The organism is Streptomyces kunmingensis (assembly GCF_039533535.1).
Taxonomy (GTDB): Bacteria; Actinomycetota; Actinomycetes; order Streptomycetales; family Streptomycetaceae; genus Streptomyces; species Streptomyces kunmingensis.
Genome location: NZ_BAAATS010000012.1, coordinates 398,788 through 413,879, shown reverse-complemented (window position 1 = coordinate 413,879; position 15,092 = coordinate 398,788). Strand labels below are relative to the sequence as shown.

At 73.2% G+C, this 15,092-nt stretch carries 16 protein-coding genes; 12 read left to right on the top strand and 4 right to left on the bottom strand.

Annotation, left to right across the window (positions count from 1 at the left end; all coding sequences use genetic code 11):
* Positions 1-323: 323 nt before the first annotated feature.
* On the top strand, positions 324-1,103 hold the full coding sequence (locus tag ABD366_RS16605; protein ID WP_324768707.1) for a tetratricopeptide repeat protein: 780 nt from the start codon (positions 324-326) through the stop codon (positions 1,101-1,103).
* 53 nt (positions 1,104-1,156) lie between these two features.
* Here ABD366_RS16605 and ABD366_RS16600 read toward each other — a convergent pair whose 3' ends face one another.
* Positions 1,157-2,431, bottom strand: a complete 1,275-nt coding sequence (locus ABD366_RS16600) for a DUF1015 domain-containing protein (RefSeq protein WP_324768693.1) — start codon at positions 2,429-2,431, stop codon at positions 1,157-1,159.
* Positions 2,432-2,503: 72 nt separating this feature from the next.
* Between ABD366_RS16600 and ABD366_RS16595 the strand changes: the two genes are divergently transcribed.
* A complete protein-coding gene (locus ABD366_RS16595) occupies positions 2,504-3,556 on the top strand; it encodes an HAD hydrolase-like protein (protein WP_324768694.1) in 1,053 nt (350 codons plus the stop codon).
* A gap of 89 nt (positions 3,557-3,645) precedes the next feature.
* Here the strand turns inward: ABD366_RS16595 and ABD366_RS16590 are convergent, their stop codons facing one another.
* Both ABD366_RS16590 and ABD366_RS16585 read right to left on the bottom strand, forming a co-directional pair.
* Entirely contained in the window at positions 3,646-4,497 is an 852-nt protein-coding gene (locus tag ABD366_RS16590; protein WP_324768695.1) for a siderophore-interacting protein, read from the bottom strand.
* The gene (locus ABD366_RS16585) at positions 4,494-4,646 is read right to left on the bottom strand and encodes a hypothetical protein (protein WP_324768696.1); all 153 of its coding nucleotides are present in this window, start codon (positions 4,644-4,646) and stop codon (positions 4,494-4,496) included. The genes ABD366_RS16590 and ABD366_RS16585 overlap by 4 nt, the downstream gene beginning before the upstream one ends.
* 79 nt (positions 4,647-4,725) lie before the next feature.
* Between ABD366_RS16585 and ABD366_RS16580 the strand changes: the two genes are divergently transcribed.
* From ABD366_RS16580 to ABD366_RS16570, 3 genes are read left to right on the top strand one after another with little or no spacing between them, the layout of a single operon-like run.
* The gene (locus ABD366_RS16580; protein ID WP_324768698.1) at positions 4,726-5,772 is read left to right on the top strand and encodes a FecCD family ABC transporter permease; all 1,047 of its coding nucleotides are present in this window, start codon (positions 4,726-4,728) and stop codon (positions 5,770-5,772) included.
* Complete coding sequence (locus ABD366_RS16575) at positions 5,769-6,797, top strand: FecCD family ABC transporter permease (RefSeq protein WP_324768699.1); 1,029 nt, start codon at positions 5,769-5,771, stop codon at positions 6,795-6,797. The genes ABD366_RS16580 and ABD366_RS16575 overlap by 4 nt, the downstream gene beginning before the upstream one ends.
* Positions 6,794-7,690 carry an ABC transporter ATP-binding protein gene (locus tag ABD366_RS16570; RefSeq protein WP_324768700.1) on the top strand — a complete coding sequence of 299 codons (897 nt, stop codon included), beginning with the start codon at positions 6,794-6,796 and terminating at the stop codon, positions 7,688-7,690. Before ABD366_RS16575 ends, ABD366_RS16570 begins: the two co-directional genes overlap by 4 nt.
* Here the strand turns inward: ABD366_RS16570 and ABD366_RS16565 are convergent.
* The gene (locus tag ABD366_RS16565) at positions 7,674-8,021 is read right to left on the bottom strand and encodes an SCP2 sterol-binding domain-containing protein (RefSeq protein WP_324768702.1); all 348 of its coding nucleotides are present in this window, start codon (positions 8,019-8,021) and stop codon (positions 7,674-7,676) included. The genes ABD366_RS16570 and ABD366_RS16565 overlap by 17 nt on opposite strands.
* A gap of 42 nt (positions 8,022-8,063) precedes the next feature.
* Here ABD366_RS16565 and ABD366_RS16560 point away from each other — a divergent pair, with 42 nt between their 5' ends.
* The 7 genes from ABD366_RS16560 (at position 8,064) to ABD366_RS16530 (ending at position 15,045) form a co-directional block, all read left to right on the top strand.
* Positions 8,064-8,348: a hypothetical protein gene (locus ABD366_RS16560; protein WP_324768703.1), complete on the top strand. Its 285-nt coding sequence runs from the start codon at positions 8,064-8,066 to the stop codon at positions 8,346-8,348.
* 7 nt (positions 8,349-8,355) lie between these two features.
* On the top strand, positions 8,356-9,171 hold the full coding sequence (locus ABD366_RS16555) for a TlyA family RNA methyltransferase (protein ID WP_324768704.1): 816 nt from the start codon (positions 8,356-8,358) through the stop codon (positions 9,169-9,171).
* Complete coding sequence (locus ABD366_RS16550; RefSeq protein ID WP_324768705.1) at positions 9,168-10,073, top strand: NAD kinase; 906 nt, start codon at positions 9,168-9,170, stop codon at positions 10,071-10,073. Before ABD366_RS16555 ends, ABD366_RS16550 begins: the two co-directional genes overlap by 4 nt.
* 90 nt (positions 10,074-10,163) lie before the next feature.
* Positions 10,164-11,081, top strand: coding sequence for a DUF6891 domain-containing protein (locus tag ABD366_RS16545; protein ID WP_324768706.1), 918 nt, complete (start codon positions 10,164-10,166; stop codon positions 11,079-11,081).
* 135 nt (positions 11,082-11,216) lie between these two features.
* Positions 11,217-12,941 carry a DNA repair protein RecN gene (recN, locus tag ABD366_RS16540; RefSeq protein ID WP_324768708.1) on the top strand — a complete coding sequence of 575 codons (1,725 nt, stop codon included), beginning with the start codon at positions 11,217-11,219 and terminating at the stop codon, positions 12,939-12,941.
* Positions 12,942-12,958: 17 nt separating this feature from the next.
* On the top strand, positions 12,959-13,780 hold the full coding sequence (locus ABD366_RS16535; protein WP_344441959.1) for a hypothetical protein: 822 nt from the start codon (positions 12,959-12,961) through the stop codon (positions 13,778-13,780).
* Between the two features lie 125 nt (positions 13,781-13,905).
* Complete coding sequence (locus ABD366_RS16530) at positions 13,906-15,045, top strand: glycosyltransferase family 4 protein (protein WP_344441957.1); 1,140 nt, start codon at positions 13,906-13,908, stop codon at positions 15,043-15,045.
* The last annotated feature ends 47 nt before the right edge of the window (positions 15,046-15,092 follow it).

Genomic DNA, 15,092 nt, shown 5'->3' with positions numbered 1-15,092 from the left:
ACCGGCCCCCGTTCCGTCGCGACGACCGGCGTGACGACAACCGCGGCGGCGACAACCGCGGTGGCGGCTTCCGCCGCGACGACAACCGCCGCGATGACAACCGTGGTGGCGGCTTCCGTGGCCGCGACGACGACCGTGGCGGCTTCCGCGGCCGTGACGACCGCCGTGACGACAACCGCGGCGGTGGCTTCCGTGGGCGCGACGACCGGGGCGGGCGTCCCGGTGGTGGTGGGTTCCGGGGACGTGACGACCGGCGGGACGACCGCCGTGGTGGCGGGCGCTACCGGGACGAGCGCGACCGGGACCGTGAGCCGATCAAGCGGCTGCCGATCCCCGAGGACGTCTCCGGCTTCGAGCTCGACAAGGACGTACAGCAGGAGCTGCAGTCCCTGCCGAAGGGGCTCGCGGAGGAAGTCGCCAAGAACCTGGTGATGGTCGCCCGGCTGATCGACGAGGACGCCGAGGGCGCTTACGGGTACGCGAAGGTCGCGCTGCGGCTCGCTTCCCGTGTGGCCGCTGTCCGCGAAGCCGCCGGATTCGCCGCCTACGCGAGCCAGAACTACAGCGAGGCTCTCGCCGAGTTCCGGGCCGCACGGCGCATGACCGGGCGCGTGGAGCTGTGGCCCGTGATGGCCGACTGCGAGCGCGGGCTCGGGCGGCCGGAGAAGGCGCTCGACATGGCCGGAGAGCCCGAGGTGCAGAAGCTCGACAAGGCCGGACAGGTCGAGATGCGGCTCGTAGCCGCCGGCGCCCGCCGTGACATGGGGCAGCTGGACGCCGCCATCGTGACACTGCAGAGCCCCGAGCTGGCCTCGAACTCCGTACAGCCGTGGACCGCGCGGCTCCGGTACGCGTACGCCGACGCGCTGCTGGCCGCCGGGCGCGAGGACGAGGCACGCGAGTGGTTCGCCAAGGCCGTGGAGTCCGACAAGGATGGCAGCACGGACGCCGCGGACCGGCTGGCGGAGTTGGAGGGCGTCGAGTTCGTCGATGCCTTCGACGACGATGACGTCGACGAGGCCCCGGCCCCGGGGCAGGTCCCGGCCGACGGCGACGGCGACGGCGACGGCGACGACGAGGACGAGGACGCCGACGAGAAGTAGGCGCGGCGTCGGGTGAGATCGAGATGACGGGCGGGTCCTCCGGGACCCGCCCGTCAGTCGTTCGTGAGGGTGCGGAGGACCAGGCCCGTGGCCGGCTTCGGGCCGAACGACGTCGACTTGCGCGGCATCGTCACACCCTGGCGGGCCAGCTCGCGGACGACTTCCTCGCGGACCGGATGCATGAGGACCGCCGTGCCGCCGTCGTGCCGCGCCTTCTCGACCGTCGCCTCCGTGTCGTGGATGTACGCGATGTCGGCGGGGGAGTCCTCCGGAATGCCCCAGACATGGTCGAGGAGCGTGGAGTGCAGGACCGTCGCGTCCAGGGTGCGCCAGGCCTCCGGGCGGTCCGCCGGGATCGTACGGTCGAGGAGGGCCCGGTCCGGGCGGTCCAGCAGGTGGTACGTGTCGTCGGCGCCGGTGAGGAGGAAGGCGTTGCCGTCTTTCGCAGCCTCCGCGAGGGACACCAGCGCCTCGGTGAGCGGGCCCGCGACGTCACGTACCCGGAAGAAGGGGGCGGCCGCCGCCAGCGCCCGGTCGATCGGGAGACGGTTGAGGAGCCGGTGGATGGCGCGGACGCGCAGGGGGTAGCGGGCCGTGTCGACGAGGAGGACCAGGCCGTGGTCCCACGGGGTGGGCGACGGGTGTTCGGCGCGTAGCCGCAGGTAGGTGGCCCAACGGTGGTGGCCGTCGGCGATCAGGGCCTGGTGCTGGGCCAGGTCGTCGTGGATCGTCCGGACGTCCGCCGGCTCGGTGATGGACCACAGGCGATGGCTGTAGCCGTCCTCCGTCGTCGTGGACAGCAGCGGGGCGCGGTGGATGGTGTGCTCGATGACGGCGGTGGCGCCGGTCGCGTCCCCGTTGCCGCGGTAGGTGAGCAGGAGAGGCTCGAAGTTCGCCGCCGTCGTGCGCATCAGGCCCGCACGGTCCTCGACCACGTGCGGCATGACGTCCTCATGGGGCAGGACCACGCCCTCCGAGGCCTCGGACAGGCGCAGGGCCCCGATGAGCCCGCGTTGGAGCATGTCGCCGTTGCGCTGCTCGTACACGTAGAAGGCCGGCTCGGTGTCGGGGGCGAGGACGCCCTCGGCGAGCCAGCTGTGCAGGGTGGCGGCCGCCTGGTCGTTGCGGGACTGCGGGGACGTGGCCTGCGGGAGGATCAGACGGACGATGTTGTGCGGGTCCGCGCTCTCCAAATGCAGCAGGCCGTCCGGGCGGACGACGACGTCGTACGGGGGTGAGGTGACGGCCGCGAGGCTGCCGATGCGCTCAGGGACGTAACGCACTCCGCGGAAGGGGCGCAGATCCAAGCCGTCACCTGCAGTGTTCATCCGTGCATCGTACGAGTGTCAGTGGCTTGGGGGATGATCGGGGGAGAGGGATCGATGGAAGGGCGATACAGAATGAGCCAGAGTGCGAGTGGGGCGGCCGAGGGCGGGCCGCGGGTGCGGCCGGGGAGCAGCACGCAGGCGTTGAGCGCGGCGTACGACACCGCGCTGCTCGATCTGGACGGGGTCGTCTACGCGGGTGGGCAGGCCATCGCGCACGCCGTCGACTCGCTGGCCGACGCGCGGGAAGCGGGGATGGGGCTCGCCTACGTCACCAACAACGCGCTGCGGACGCCCGACGCCGTGGCCGAGCACCTGTGCGAGCTCGGGATTCCGACCGAGGCCGATGACGTCATCACGTCGGCGCAGGCTGTCGCGCGGCTCATCAGCGATCAGCTGCCCGAGGGTGCGCGGGTGCTGGTGATCGGCGGGGAAGGGCTGCGGGTCGCCCTGCGCGAGCGGGGGCTCGAGCCGGTGGACTCCGCCGATGACGAGCCGGTCGCGGTCGTGCAGGGGTACGGCGGGCCCGATATGGCGTGGGGGCGGTTCGCCGAGGCCTGCTACGCCATTGCAGGAGGTGTGCCGTGGTTCGCCTCCAACACCGACCTGACGATCCCGAGCGCGCGGGGCATCGCTCCGGGGAACGGCGCGGCGGTGGAGGTCGTCCGGATTGCGACGGGCGCGGAGCCGCAGATCGCGGGAAAGCCGTTGCCACCGATGCACCGGGAGACCATTTTGCGTACGGGGGCCAAGAGGCCGCTGGTGGTCGGGGACCGGCTGGACACGGACATCGAGGGCGCGTTCAACGGGGAGGTCGATTCGCTGCTCGTGCTGACCGGCGTGACGGACGGGGCGCAACTGCTGGCCGCGCCGCCGCAGCACCGGCCCACGTATGTGGACCGGGACCTGCGCGGGGTGCTGACCGGGCAGCCCGAGGTGACCGAGGAGCAGGACGGGTTCCGGTGCGGCGGGTGGACCGCGGCGGCCGGCGACGAGCGGCTGGAGCTCGACGGCGACGGCGACGCGATCGACGGGCTCCGGGCGCTGTGCGCTGCCGCCTGGACGGCGGCGGGGGACAAGGGATGCGAGCTCGACGCGGCGAAGGCGCTGGCGCGGCTGGGGCTCTAGCCGGCTCGGCCGTCAGCGGGCAGGGCTCTGGCGGGCGGGTACGCGGCGGAGCCGCCCCACATTGTTCAGGCCGCTTGTTGTCCGGTTGTTCAGGCCGCCTCGCCCGACTGCTGGAGGCCGTCTTCCGATGTGCCCTGGCGCCAGTAGCCGCTGAACTTGACCCGCTTGCGGTCGAAGCCGCGTTCTGTCACCAGGTGGCGGCGGACCGACTTCACCGTGGACGACTCGCCGATAACGAAGGCGTACGGCGTGCCCTCGGGAAGCGCCGCCCCGCGGATCGCCTCGGGCGTCGAGCCGGAGGCGGTCAGCCAGGTGATGTCCGTGTCCGGGCCCGCGTCGAGGTCCTGACGGTCCTCCGCCGAGGGGATCTCGATCCAGGCGCGGACAGGGACGGAGTGCGGCAGGTGGGCCAGGATGTTGGCGATGGCCGGCAGCGCCGAGGGGTCCGCGGCGAGCAGGATCCAGTCGGTGTCGGCGGGCGGGTGGAACTCGAAGGCCAGGTTGTCCGCGGTGACCGGGGCGAAGACGCTCACCTGGTCGCCGGGGCGGGCCCGCAGCGCCCAGCGGGAGGCCGGTCCCTCGTCGCCGTGTGCCGCGAAGTCGACAGTCAACTCGCCTGCCGCCGGGTCCAGTGCACGGATCGTGTACGTACGCATGATGCCGCGGGTCGCGGGGTCGAGGGCCTGCCAGGTGGCGTACCACTGGCCGTCGGAGTTGTCCGGGAGCCGCGGGGCCCGCTCGCCCGGCGACGGCAGGAACAGCTTGATGCGCTGATCGCGGCCGGCCGTCGCCATGCGCGACAGGTCCGGGCCGCCGAAGACCACGCGCATCATGGACGGGGTGACGCGGCCGACGCGCAACACGTGGAGGTCGAAGAGGCCGAAGGGCGCGGGTGCCGGAGCCGGTTCCGTAGCAAGGGCGGGGGCTGCTGTCTCTGTCATGGGGTGTGCCTCTGGGGAATGTCGACGGCGACGGCGGGTTTGCCGGCGCCGCACGCGGTGAGCAGTGCATCGTGGCCGAGCGCCGCGCCGGTCGTGCGGCGCCCGTGGCGGACCGGAGCGGGGGCGGCCCGTGACAGGGCAGGAGGCATGGGAGATGCTTCTCTCGATGCGGGCAGGATGTGACGCAGCGGGATGTGGCCGATTTGGAGGGTAGGCTAACCTAACCTCGTGTTGGTCGACAGTCCCCCAGAAACGAGCGCGGCGCCCGCTCCCGCGCCCCCCGGCCGCCGTGCGGCGATACGTACGGCAGGGCTACTCGCCTCGGTCGTCGTGCTGCTGGCCGTCCTCGTGGCGAGCATCGCCGTCGGCGCCAAGCCGCTCGCGCTGGATCAGGTCTGGCACGGGCTGTTCCACGACACCGGTACCTACGCGGACATCGTCGTCGGCGAGCGCGTCTCGCGGACGCTGCTCGGCCTCCTCGCCGGACTCGCGCTCGGCCTCGCTGGCGCCGTCCTGCAGGCGCTGACCCGCAACCCGCTGGCCGACCCCGGCATCCTCGGCATCAACATGGGCGCCTCGGCCGCCGTCGTGACCGCCATCAGCTTCTTCGGGGTGACCTCGCTCAGCGGCTACGTGTGGTTCGCCTTCTTCGGCGCCGCCGCGGTCGGCGTACTCGTGTACGTCCTCGGCGGCACCCGCAGCGCGACCCCGGTGCGGCTCGCCCTCGCCGGTACCGCGATCACCGCGGCCCTCTCCGGCTACCTCTACGCGGTGATGATCACCGACGACGTGGCGCTCAACCGCATGCGGTTCTGGCAGGTCGGCTCGCTGGCCGGCGCCAAGATGGACATCATCCAGCAGGTGCTGCCGTTCATCGCGGTCGGCGCCGTGCTCGCCCTGGGCCTGGCCCGGCCGCTCAACGCGATGGCGATGGGCGACGACACGGCCCGCGCGCTCGGCGCCCACCTCGGCCGCACCCGCGCCCTCAGCATGGCCGCCGCGACCCTGCTGTGCGGCGCCGCCACCGCGGCCTGCGGGCCCATCGTCTTCGTCGGCCTGATGGTGCCGCACATCGTGCGCTCGTTCACCGGGCCCGACATGCGCTGGATCCTGCCGTACGCGGCGGTCCTCTCGCCCGTGCTGCTGCTCGGCGCCGACGTCGTCGGCCGGCTCGTCGCCCGCCCGGCCGAACTCCAGGTCGGCATCGTCACCGCCGTCATCGGCGCGCCGGTCTTCATCTTTCTCGTACGACGTCGGAAGTTGGCCCAGCTGTGAAGGCGATACGCACCCCGGGCGGACTCTCCGTACGGCTCCACGTCCGCTCGGCCGTCGTCGTGGCGGGCCTGGTCGTGGCCGCGCTCGCCGCGAGCGTCGTACTCATCGGGACCGGCGACTTCCCGATCCCGGCCCTCGACGTGCTGCGGACCCTGGCGGGCCACGGCAACGTCGGGCAGGAGTTCATCATCAACGACCTGCGCCTTCCGCGGGTCCTGGTCGGCCTCCTGGTCGGCGGCGCGCTCGGCCTGTCGGGCGCCCTCTTCCAGTCCATCTCGCGCAACCCGCTGGGCAGCCCCGACGTGCTCGGCCTCAGCCAGGGCTCGACCTCGGGCGCGCTCGTGATGATCGTGATCTTCGGAGGCAGCGCCGCGCAGGTAGCCCTCGGCGCGCTGGTCGGCGGGCTCGTCACCGGCTTCCTGATCTACATCCTGGCGTGGAAGCGGGGCGTGCACGGCTACCGGCTCGTCCTCGTCGGCATCGGTGTCTCGGCGTTCGTCACCGCCGTCAACGGCTATCTGCTCACCAAGGCCGACTTCGTGGACGCGGCCCGTGCCACCGTGTGGATGACCGGCTCCCTGAACGGACGCGGCTGGGAGCAGGTGTGGCCGCTGCTGATCCTGTTCGCGATCCTCGTGCCGCTCGTCGCCGCGTCCGGGCGTCCGCTGCGCATGCTGGAGATGGGCGACGACGCGGCCGGCGCGCTCGGCATCCGCGTCGAGCGGACCCGGCTGCTGCTGCTCACCGCCTCCGTCTTCCTGACCGCGGCCGCGACCGCCGCTGCCGGACCGGTCACCTTCGTGGCGCTCACCGCCCCGCAGATCGTCCGGCGCCTGACCAAGTCGCCGGGACCGAACCTGATGGCCGCCACCTGGATGGGCGCGACGCTGCTGATCGTCGCCGACCTGGTCTCGCAGCGGATGTTCGGCGCGGATCAGCTGCCCGTCGGCGTGGTGACCGGCGTCGTCGGCGGCGCCTACCTGCTGTGGCTCCTCGTCACCGAGCGCAAGGCGGGCCGGATATGAGCATCCGGACGCGCACCCCTCAGGCGGACCAGCCGCACCACACCCAAAGGAGCACCGCAGTGAACAGGCTGATAGCCGACGAGGTCACCCTCGGATACGACCAGCGCGTCATCGCCGAGAAGCTGTCCGTGGAGATCCCCGACAACTCCTTCACGGTGATCGTCGGCCCGAACGCCTGCGGCAAGTCCACCCTGCTGCGCGCCCTGTCGCGGATGCTCAAGCCGAGCGCGGGCCGCGTCCTGCTCGACGGCAGCGTCATCCAGTCGATGCCCGCGAAGAAGGTCGCCAAGACGCTCGGCCTGCTGCCGCAGTCCTCGGTCGCGCCCGACGGCATCACCGTCGGCGACCTGGTCGCCCGCGGCCGCTACCCGCACCAGGGCCTGCTGCGCCAGTGGTCACCGGAGGACGAGCAGGTCGTACGGGAATCCATGGAGTCCACCGGCGTCGCCGAACTCGCCGACCGGTACGTCGACGAACTCTCCGGCGGCCAGCGCCAGCGCGTGTGGATCGCCATGGCGCTCGCCCAGCAGACACCGCTGCTGCTCCTCGACGAGCCGACGACCTTCCTCGACATCCAGCACCAGATCGACGTGCTCGACCTCTGCGCGGAGCTGCACGAGGAGCAGGGGCGCACGCTCGTCGCCGTCCTGCACGACCTCAACCACGCCGCCCGCTACGCCACCCACCTCATCGCCCTGCGCGGCGGCGAGATCATCGCCGAGGGCCCCCCGAAGGACATCGTCACCGCCGACCTCGTCGAGCGCCTCTTCGGCATGAAGTGCCAGGTCATCGACGACCCGGAGACGGGCACCCCGCTGGTCGTGCCCGCGGCCCGCAAGGCGCGGGAGCAGGGCCATGCGAAGGCCCCCGAGGTGGCTAAAGCAGCGTCCTGAGGCGCAGCAGGTCGCGGAACGAGGCCTCGAGACGGACCCGGCCCGCGGCCCAGGCCTTCGCGAAGTTCAGCCGGCCGTCGACCATCGCCACCAGGTCGTCGCCCGTCATCGAGAGGCGGATCTGCGCCTTCTCGGGGGGCGGCCCGGGGCGGGTGGCGAGCACCTCGATCCGGCCGTTGGTCAGACGGCCGGAAAATGTCACGTCCAGGTCCGTGATGCGGCAGCTCAGCGTGCGGTCGAGCGCCGTCGCGGCCCGGACGTCGCTGTTCGCGCCCGCCATGTTGTCCGAGAGTTTGTCGAGTGCCGCCCGGCACTCCTCCGTCGTCGCCATCGTGATCGACCGTACACCGGGCTTCCGGGGTAGCGTCTGGGCATGAGTGAGATCCCCGCCGAGGGCGAGGCCGAGGCCGTGGCCGAGGCGCAGGCCCCCGGCGAACCGTCCTACGAGCCCGCCGCCCCCGCCCCCCTGGGCATCGACCGCACCCCCACCGGCAACGCGGACGTGGACGCGCAGCTGGAGCGGCTGGGCGATGTGGACCACCTCGCCGCGGACGGACACGCCGAGGTGTACGAGGATGTACACCAGGGGCTGCGGACCGCGCTGACCGCGCTGGACGCCGGGCCCCGGCCTTCACCGACGTATGAGCACAGGAGCTGAACCGACCGTGGCAGGTGTGGCACGTCGCCGCCTCGACGCCGAACTCGTCATCCGCAAGCTGGCCCGCTCGCGGGAGCACGCCAGTCAACTGATCGTCGCGGGGCGGGTCAGCGTCAGCAAGATCGTCGCGACCAAGCCCGCGACGCAGGTGGGCACGGGGGTGTCGATCGTCGTCGCCCCGGACGACAGCGATCCCGAGTACGTCTCGCGCGGCGGGCACAAGCTCGCGGGCGCGCTGGCCGCCTTCGTCCCGCAGGGGCTCGCCGTCGAGGGGCGCCGGGCGCTGGACGCGGGCGCCTCGACCGGTGGCTTCACCGACGTCCTGCTGCGGGCCGGTGTCGCGCACGTCGTCGCCGCGGACGTCGGGTACGGGCAACTCGCCTGGTCACTGCAGAGCGATGAACGCGTCACCGTCAAGGACCGTACGAACGTACGCGAGTTGACGCTGGAGGCGATCGACGGAGTGCCGGTGGACATGGTGGTCGGGGATCTGTCCTTCATCCCGCTGGGCCTGGTGCTGCCCGCCCTGGCGCGGTGCGCGGCGCCGGACGCGGACCTCGTGCTGATGGTCAAGCCGCAGTTCGAGGTCGGCAAGGAGCGGCTCGGCAGCGGCGGCGTCGTGCGCAGCCCCGAGCTGCGGGCCGAGGCCGTGCGGGGCGTGGCCGCGCAGGCGCACAAGCTCGGCCTGGGCGTGCGTGGCGTGACCGCGAGCCCCCTGCCCGGGCCCTCCGGAAATGTCGAGTACTTTCTGTGGCTGCGTGCCGGGGCGCCCGAACTGGACCCGGCCGACGTTGACCGTGCAGTGGCGGAGGGGCCGCGTTGACACAGAGCCGAGCTCGTACTGTTTTCCTGCTCGCGCACACCGGGCGGCCGGCGGCCATCCGCAGTGCCGAGCTCGTCGTCCAGGGGCTGCTGAAGAGCGGCCTCGGCGTTCGGGTCCTGGCCTCGGAGGCGGAAGATCTGCCGCTGCCGGCCTCCGTGGAGCTGGTGAAGGAGGCCACTCCGGCCTGCCTCGACGGATGCGAGCTGCTCATCGTCCTCGGCGGTGACGGGACGCTGCTGCGCGGCGCCGAGTTCTCGCGGGCGTCCGGGGTGCCGATGCTCGGCGTGAACCTGGGGCGCGTCGGATTCCTGGCGGAGGCCGAGCGCGACGACCTGGACAAGGTCGTCGACCGGGTCGTCACCAAGGAGTACGAGGTCGAGGAGCGTATGACGATAGACGTCGCCGTGCACCGCAACGGGGACGTCGTGCACCGCGACTGGGCGCTGAACGAGGCCGCCGTGCAGAAGACCGAGCCCGAGCGGATGCTCGAGGTCGTCCTGGAGATCGACGGCCGGCCCGTCACCGGATTCGGCTGCGACGGCATCGTGTGCGCGACCCCGACCGGGTCGACGGCGTACGCGTTCTCGGCCGGCGGGCCCGTGGTGTGGCCCGAGGTCGAAGCGCTGCTGATGGTGCCGATCAGCGCCCACGCGCTGTTCGCCAAGCCGCTGGTGACGTCGCCGAATTCGGTGCTCGCCGTCGAGGTGCAGCCGCACACGCCGCACGGGGTGCTGTGGTGCGACGGACGGCGGACCGTGGAGCTGCCGGCCGGGGCGCGGGTGGAGGTGCGGCGGGGAGCGGTGCCGGTGCGGCTCGCTCGGTTGCACCATGCCGTGTTCACCGACCGGCTGGTGGCCAAGTTCGCCCTGCCGGTGGCGGGGTGGCGCGGGGCGCCGCACTAGGGCTGGGTGCGAAAGGGCTGGGTGAGAAAGGGCTGGGTGCGAAAGGGCTGGTCAGGGGCCGTTGTCAGAGACGTCTGCCAGAGTCTGCGCATGCTTGAGATCGTGGTGACGACAGAGAACGGGCAGCGGCATGTCCGCCCGTCCGCCGAGATGTTGGACGGGCTGGTCCGGCGTATCGGGGACGAAGGCGACCGGTTCCTCGTGGTGCAGCCGATACCCGACCTGCCGGACTTCTTCGCGCAGGTCTGGCACAAGACCGGCGGCGACTACACCCTGGAGCACCGCGACGGGTCCGCCGACCGGCACTTCCAGGCGATGGTCGCCACCCCTGAGACCGTGAGCGCGGCGCTGACCGGCTGGGCCAGCCGGGCGCCGGGCTGGGACACCGGGCCCGTCTGGAGCCTGCTGGACATGGGCCCCGCCCGCGAGGTGCCGCCACTGGAACTCGACGCGCGGGAGCGTGTGGCGTTGGAGGAACACGTCCGCGAGCTTCTCGTCGGCGGCTACGCCACCCGGGGCGAACTGGCCGAGGCCGCCGAGCAGTGCCTGATCGACGAGGGCCGCAGACCCGTCTCACGGGTCCAGGCGGAGGCGTTCGCCGACCGGATGTGGCTGGAGCGCGTCGCCGAGCAGGAGCAGTGGGAGGGGGAGACCGACCCCGAGCGGCTGACCCGTGCCTTCGCCGCGCTGGAAGGGGCCGGAATCACCGCGCGTGAGAACTTCGCCTGCTGTCGTAACTGCGGCAACACGGAGATCGGCGCCGAGGCGGCGCCCACCGCTCGCGGCTACGTCTACTTCCACAGCCAGTGCACCGGCTCCGCCGCCGCGGGGCAAGGCCTGATGCTCCTGTACGGCGGCTTCGACGGCTCGGAGGAGACCGCGGGCGCCATCGGCCGGGAGGCGGTCGCCGCGCTCGACGCCGTCGGCCTGCCCGCCGATTGGGACGGCGACCCCGGCCGGGCGGTCCATGTCACCCCGCTGGACTGGCGGCGAAGACTGATCGGCTGAGCGTCCGGACCTCCACCCGCGCGGGTGACAGAGCCCTCGGCAGGGCCCCTGCCACCTGCCCGTTCGGCCCGCTGGGACGGGCCCCGTCGCACACAGGCCCCCCGACCTCGTAAGGTCGTGTCCGTGTTGGAGGAGATGCGGATACGGTCGCTCGGAGTCATCGACGACGCGGTGGTCGAGCTGTCACCCGGCTTCACGGCGGTGACCGGCGAGACCGGCGCGGGCAAGACCATGGTCGTCACCAGCCTCGGGCTGCTGCTCGGCGGGCGGGCCGACCCCGCGCTCGTGCGGATCGGCGCGAAGAACGCCGTGGTGGAGGGGCGCGTCACCGTGCCCCCCGGTTCCGGTGCCGCGGCGCGCGCCGAGGAGGCCGGGGCCGAACTGGACGACGGAGTGCTGCTCGTCAGCCGTACCGTCTCCGCCGAGGGGCGCTCACGGGCGCACCTGGGCGGGCGGTCCGTGCCGGTGGGCGTGCTGGCCGAACTGGCCGACGAGCTGGTCGCCGTGCACGGCCAGACCGACCAGCAGGGCCTGTTGAAGCTCGGCAGACAGCGGCAGGCCCTCGACCGGTACGCCGGGGACGCCGTCGCGGGGCCGCTCGCCAAGTACACGGCCGTGTACAAGCGGCTGAAGCGCGTCAGCGCCGAACTGGACGAGATCACCACGCGCGCCCGGGAGCGGGCGCAGGAGGCGGATCTGCTGCGGTTCGGGCTGGACGAGATCGCCGCCGTCGAACCGCGCGCCGGTGAGGACGTCGAGCTGGCCGAGGAGGCCTCGCGGCTCGGGCACGCGGAGGCGCTCGCCTCGGCCGCCGCCGTCGCGCACGCCGCACTCGCCGGAAACCCCGAGGACCCGGAGGGCGTCGACGCCACGACCCTGGTCGGCGGCGCCAACCGGGCCCTGGACGCCGTACGGTCCCACGACCCGGCCCTGGCCGCGCTCGCCGAGCGGATCGGCGAGGTGCAGATCCTGCTCACCGACGTCGCCGCCGAACTCGCCGGGTACGCCGACGACCTGGACGCCGACCCGCTGCGCCTGTCGGCCGTCGAGGAGCGCAGGGCCGCGCTCACGCAGCTGACCCGCAAGTACGGCGAGGACGTCACGGGCGTGCTCGCCTGGGCCGAGGCGAGCGCCGCCCGGCTGCTCGAACTCGACGGCGACGACGAGCGGATCGACGAGCTGGCCGCCGAGCGCGCATCACTGCGCGGTGAACTCGGCGCGCTGGCCCAGGAGCTGACGAACGCCCGCACCGAGGCCGCCTCGCGGTTCGCGGCCGCCGTCACCGACGAGCTGGCCTCGCTCGCCATGCCGCACGCCCGGGTCTCCTTCGACATCCGGCAGAACGAGACCGAAGCGGGCGACGGCGTCGAGGTCGACGGCCGGACCGTGGTCTGCGGGCCGAGCGGTGTCGACGAGGTCGAGCTGCTGCTCGCGCCGCACCCCGGCGCCCCGCCACGGCCCATCGCCAAGGGCGCGTCCGGCGGTGAGCTGTCCCGGGTGATGCTCGCGGTCGAGGTCGTCTTCGCGGGCACCGACCCCGTCCCCACGTACCTCTTCGACGAGGTCGACGCGGGGGTCGGCGGCAAGGCGGCGGTCGAGATCGGCCGGCGCCTCGCCAAGCTCGCCCGGTCCGCGCAGGTCGTGGTCGTCACGCACCTGCCGCAGGTCGCGGCGTTCGCCGACCGCCAGCTCCTGGTCGAGAAGACGAACGACGGGACCGTCACGCGCTCCGGTGTCACCGTGCTCGAAGGCGAGGACCGCGTACGGGAGTTGTCGCGGATGCTCGCGGGCCAGGAGGACTCCGAGACGGCACGGGCCCACGCGGAGGAGCTTCTGGAGGCGGCCCGCGCGGACGCCTAGGGCCCTAGGGTGAGCGGATGATCGACGTTGCCCGCACCCTCCGTACCGCCGCCCTCGCCGCGGGCGTCAGCCTCGCCGCTCGCGCCGCCCTGCGCCGCACGAGGCCGGGCAGCGCACAGCTGTGGGAGCGGGAGAATTATGCGGGCCGCAGCGTCGACCTGTGCGCCGGGCCCGCCGTCACGGTGGGTGTCGCGGCGGGTGTGCTCGCCGCGGACCCTGGCACGCGGGGCGCCGCCCTCGTCGCCACACTCGCGGCCGGAGCCTGTGGCGCATACGACGACCTGGCCGGGGCGTGCGACCCGCGGCGCGGTTTCCGGGCGCACCTCGGAGCGCTGCGGGACGGTGAACTGACCAGCGGCGCCGTGAAGTTGATCGGGATCTCGGCGGCCGGCCTGATCGCGGGCGCCCTGCTGAAGGCGCGCGCCGCCGACAAGCTGCTCGCCGGGGTCGTCGTCGCGGGCGCCGCGCACTTCGTCAACCTCGTGGACGTACGCCCGGGACGCGCGGCGCAGGCCGCTCTCGCGCTGGGCGCCGCCGGTCTGCTGCGCGGCTCGCTCGCGGCCGCGCCGATGGGGGCCGCCGCGGCCGTCCTCCCCGACGATCTCGCGGAGCGCGGCATGCTCGGCGACGCGGGAGCGCACGCCCTGGGTGCCGCGATCGGCGTGGCGATCGTTGCGGGCAACGGGAGGGCCGGACTCGCCGCGCACGCCGCCGGCCTCGTGGCGGCGGCCGCCTTCGGGGAGCACGTGAGCGAGTGGGCCAGGAAGGACCTGGGGCAGGACAGCCGGGAGAGAGGCCTGGGGCAGGGCTTGCGGCAAACCGTCAACTCACCCGTGTGAGTGGTCCGGTGCGCCGGGTTGCCCGAGGCCGCCCGGTGGGGGACCGTGGCCGGTGCCGGAACGTGCGTACGGACTGGCATCCTTGGCCTGGACCACTCGAACCGACCCCTCAGGAGCCCCGCCGCGTGAGCCACGTGAGCAGCCACTCAGCGCACGGACAGTCGCCGCTGCGCACCGTGCAGGTGCTGGGTGGCGGCAGCGCGGGCAGCAGCGCCCACGTCCGGTCGCTCGCCGCGGGCCTTGTGGCCCGCGGGGTGCGCGTCACGGTGTGCGCGCCGTCCGAGGCCGAGCGCGCGTACGGGTTCGGGGACGTCGGCGCCCACCACCTCGCGGTGCCGCGCCGCAGCGACCCGGCGTCCGTCGCCGCGCTCCGCGTGGCCTGCGCCGACGCCGACCTGGTGCACGCGCACGGGCTGCACGCCGCACTGCGCGCCTCCCTCGCGCTGCACGGCCGCCGCGTCCCGCTCGTCGTCACCTGGCACACCCGCTCCTACGCCGAAGGGACCCGCGCCCATCTGCTGCGGATACTGGAGCGGCGCGTGGCCCGGGCCGCGTCCGTGGTCCTCGGCACCTCGTCCGACCTGGTCGACCGGGCCAGGGAGCGCGGCGCCCGGGACGCCCGGCTCGCCGCGGTCTCCTCCCTGCCGCGCCGCGCCGAGCACTTCGAGGCGGAGGACGCCGAGGACGCGGAGCGCGCCCGGAACAAGACACGGGCCGAACTCGGCGCCGTGGACCGCCCGTTGCTGATGGCCGTGGGCAGCCTGGAGCGGCACCGGGGCTACGACGTACTGCTCGACGCCGCCCATGCCTGGCTCGATCTCGACCCCGCGCCGCTGCTCGTCATCGCCGGTGAGGGGCCCGAACGGGCCGCGCTGCAACGGCGGATCAAGAGCGAAGGGCTGCCGGTGCGGCTGGCCGGCCGGCGCGACGACGTCGCCGAACTGCTGCCCGCCGCCGATGTCGCGCTGCTGCCGAGCAGCTGGGAGTCGCGCTCGCTGCTCGCGCAGGAGGCGCTGCACGCACGGGTGCCGCTCGTGGCGACCGACGTCGGCGGCATCCCCGAACTCGTGGGCGAAGCCGCCGAGTTGGTTCCGTACGGGGACGCTCCCGCGCTCGCCCGGGCCGTCGAGCGGCTGCTCACCGACCCCGAGCGCTGCGCGGAACTGAAGGACCGGGGCAGCGCGCAGGCCGCGTCCTGGCCGACCGAGGACGCCACCATCGCGCAAGTCCTCAGCGTGTACGACGAGTTGACCGGCGCCTTCTGAGCCGTTCGCCCGGCGAACCGAACCGGGGCGCTCCGAGCTGACCGGAC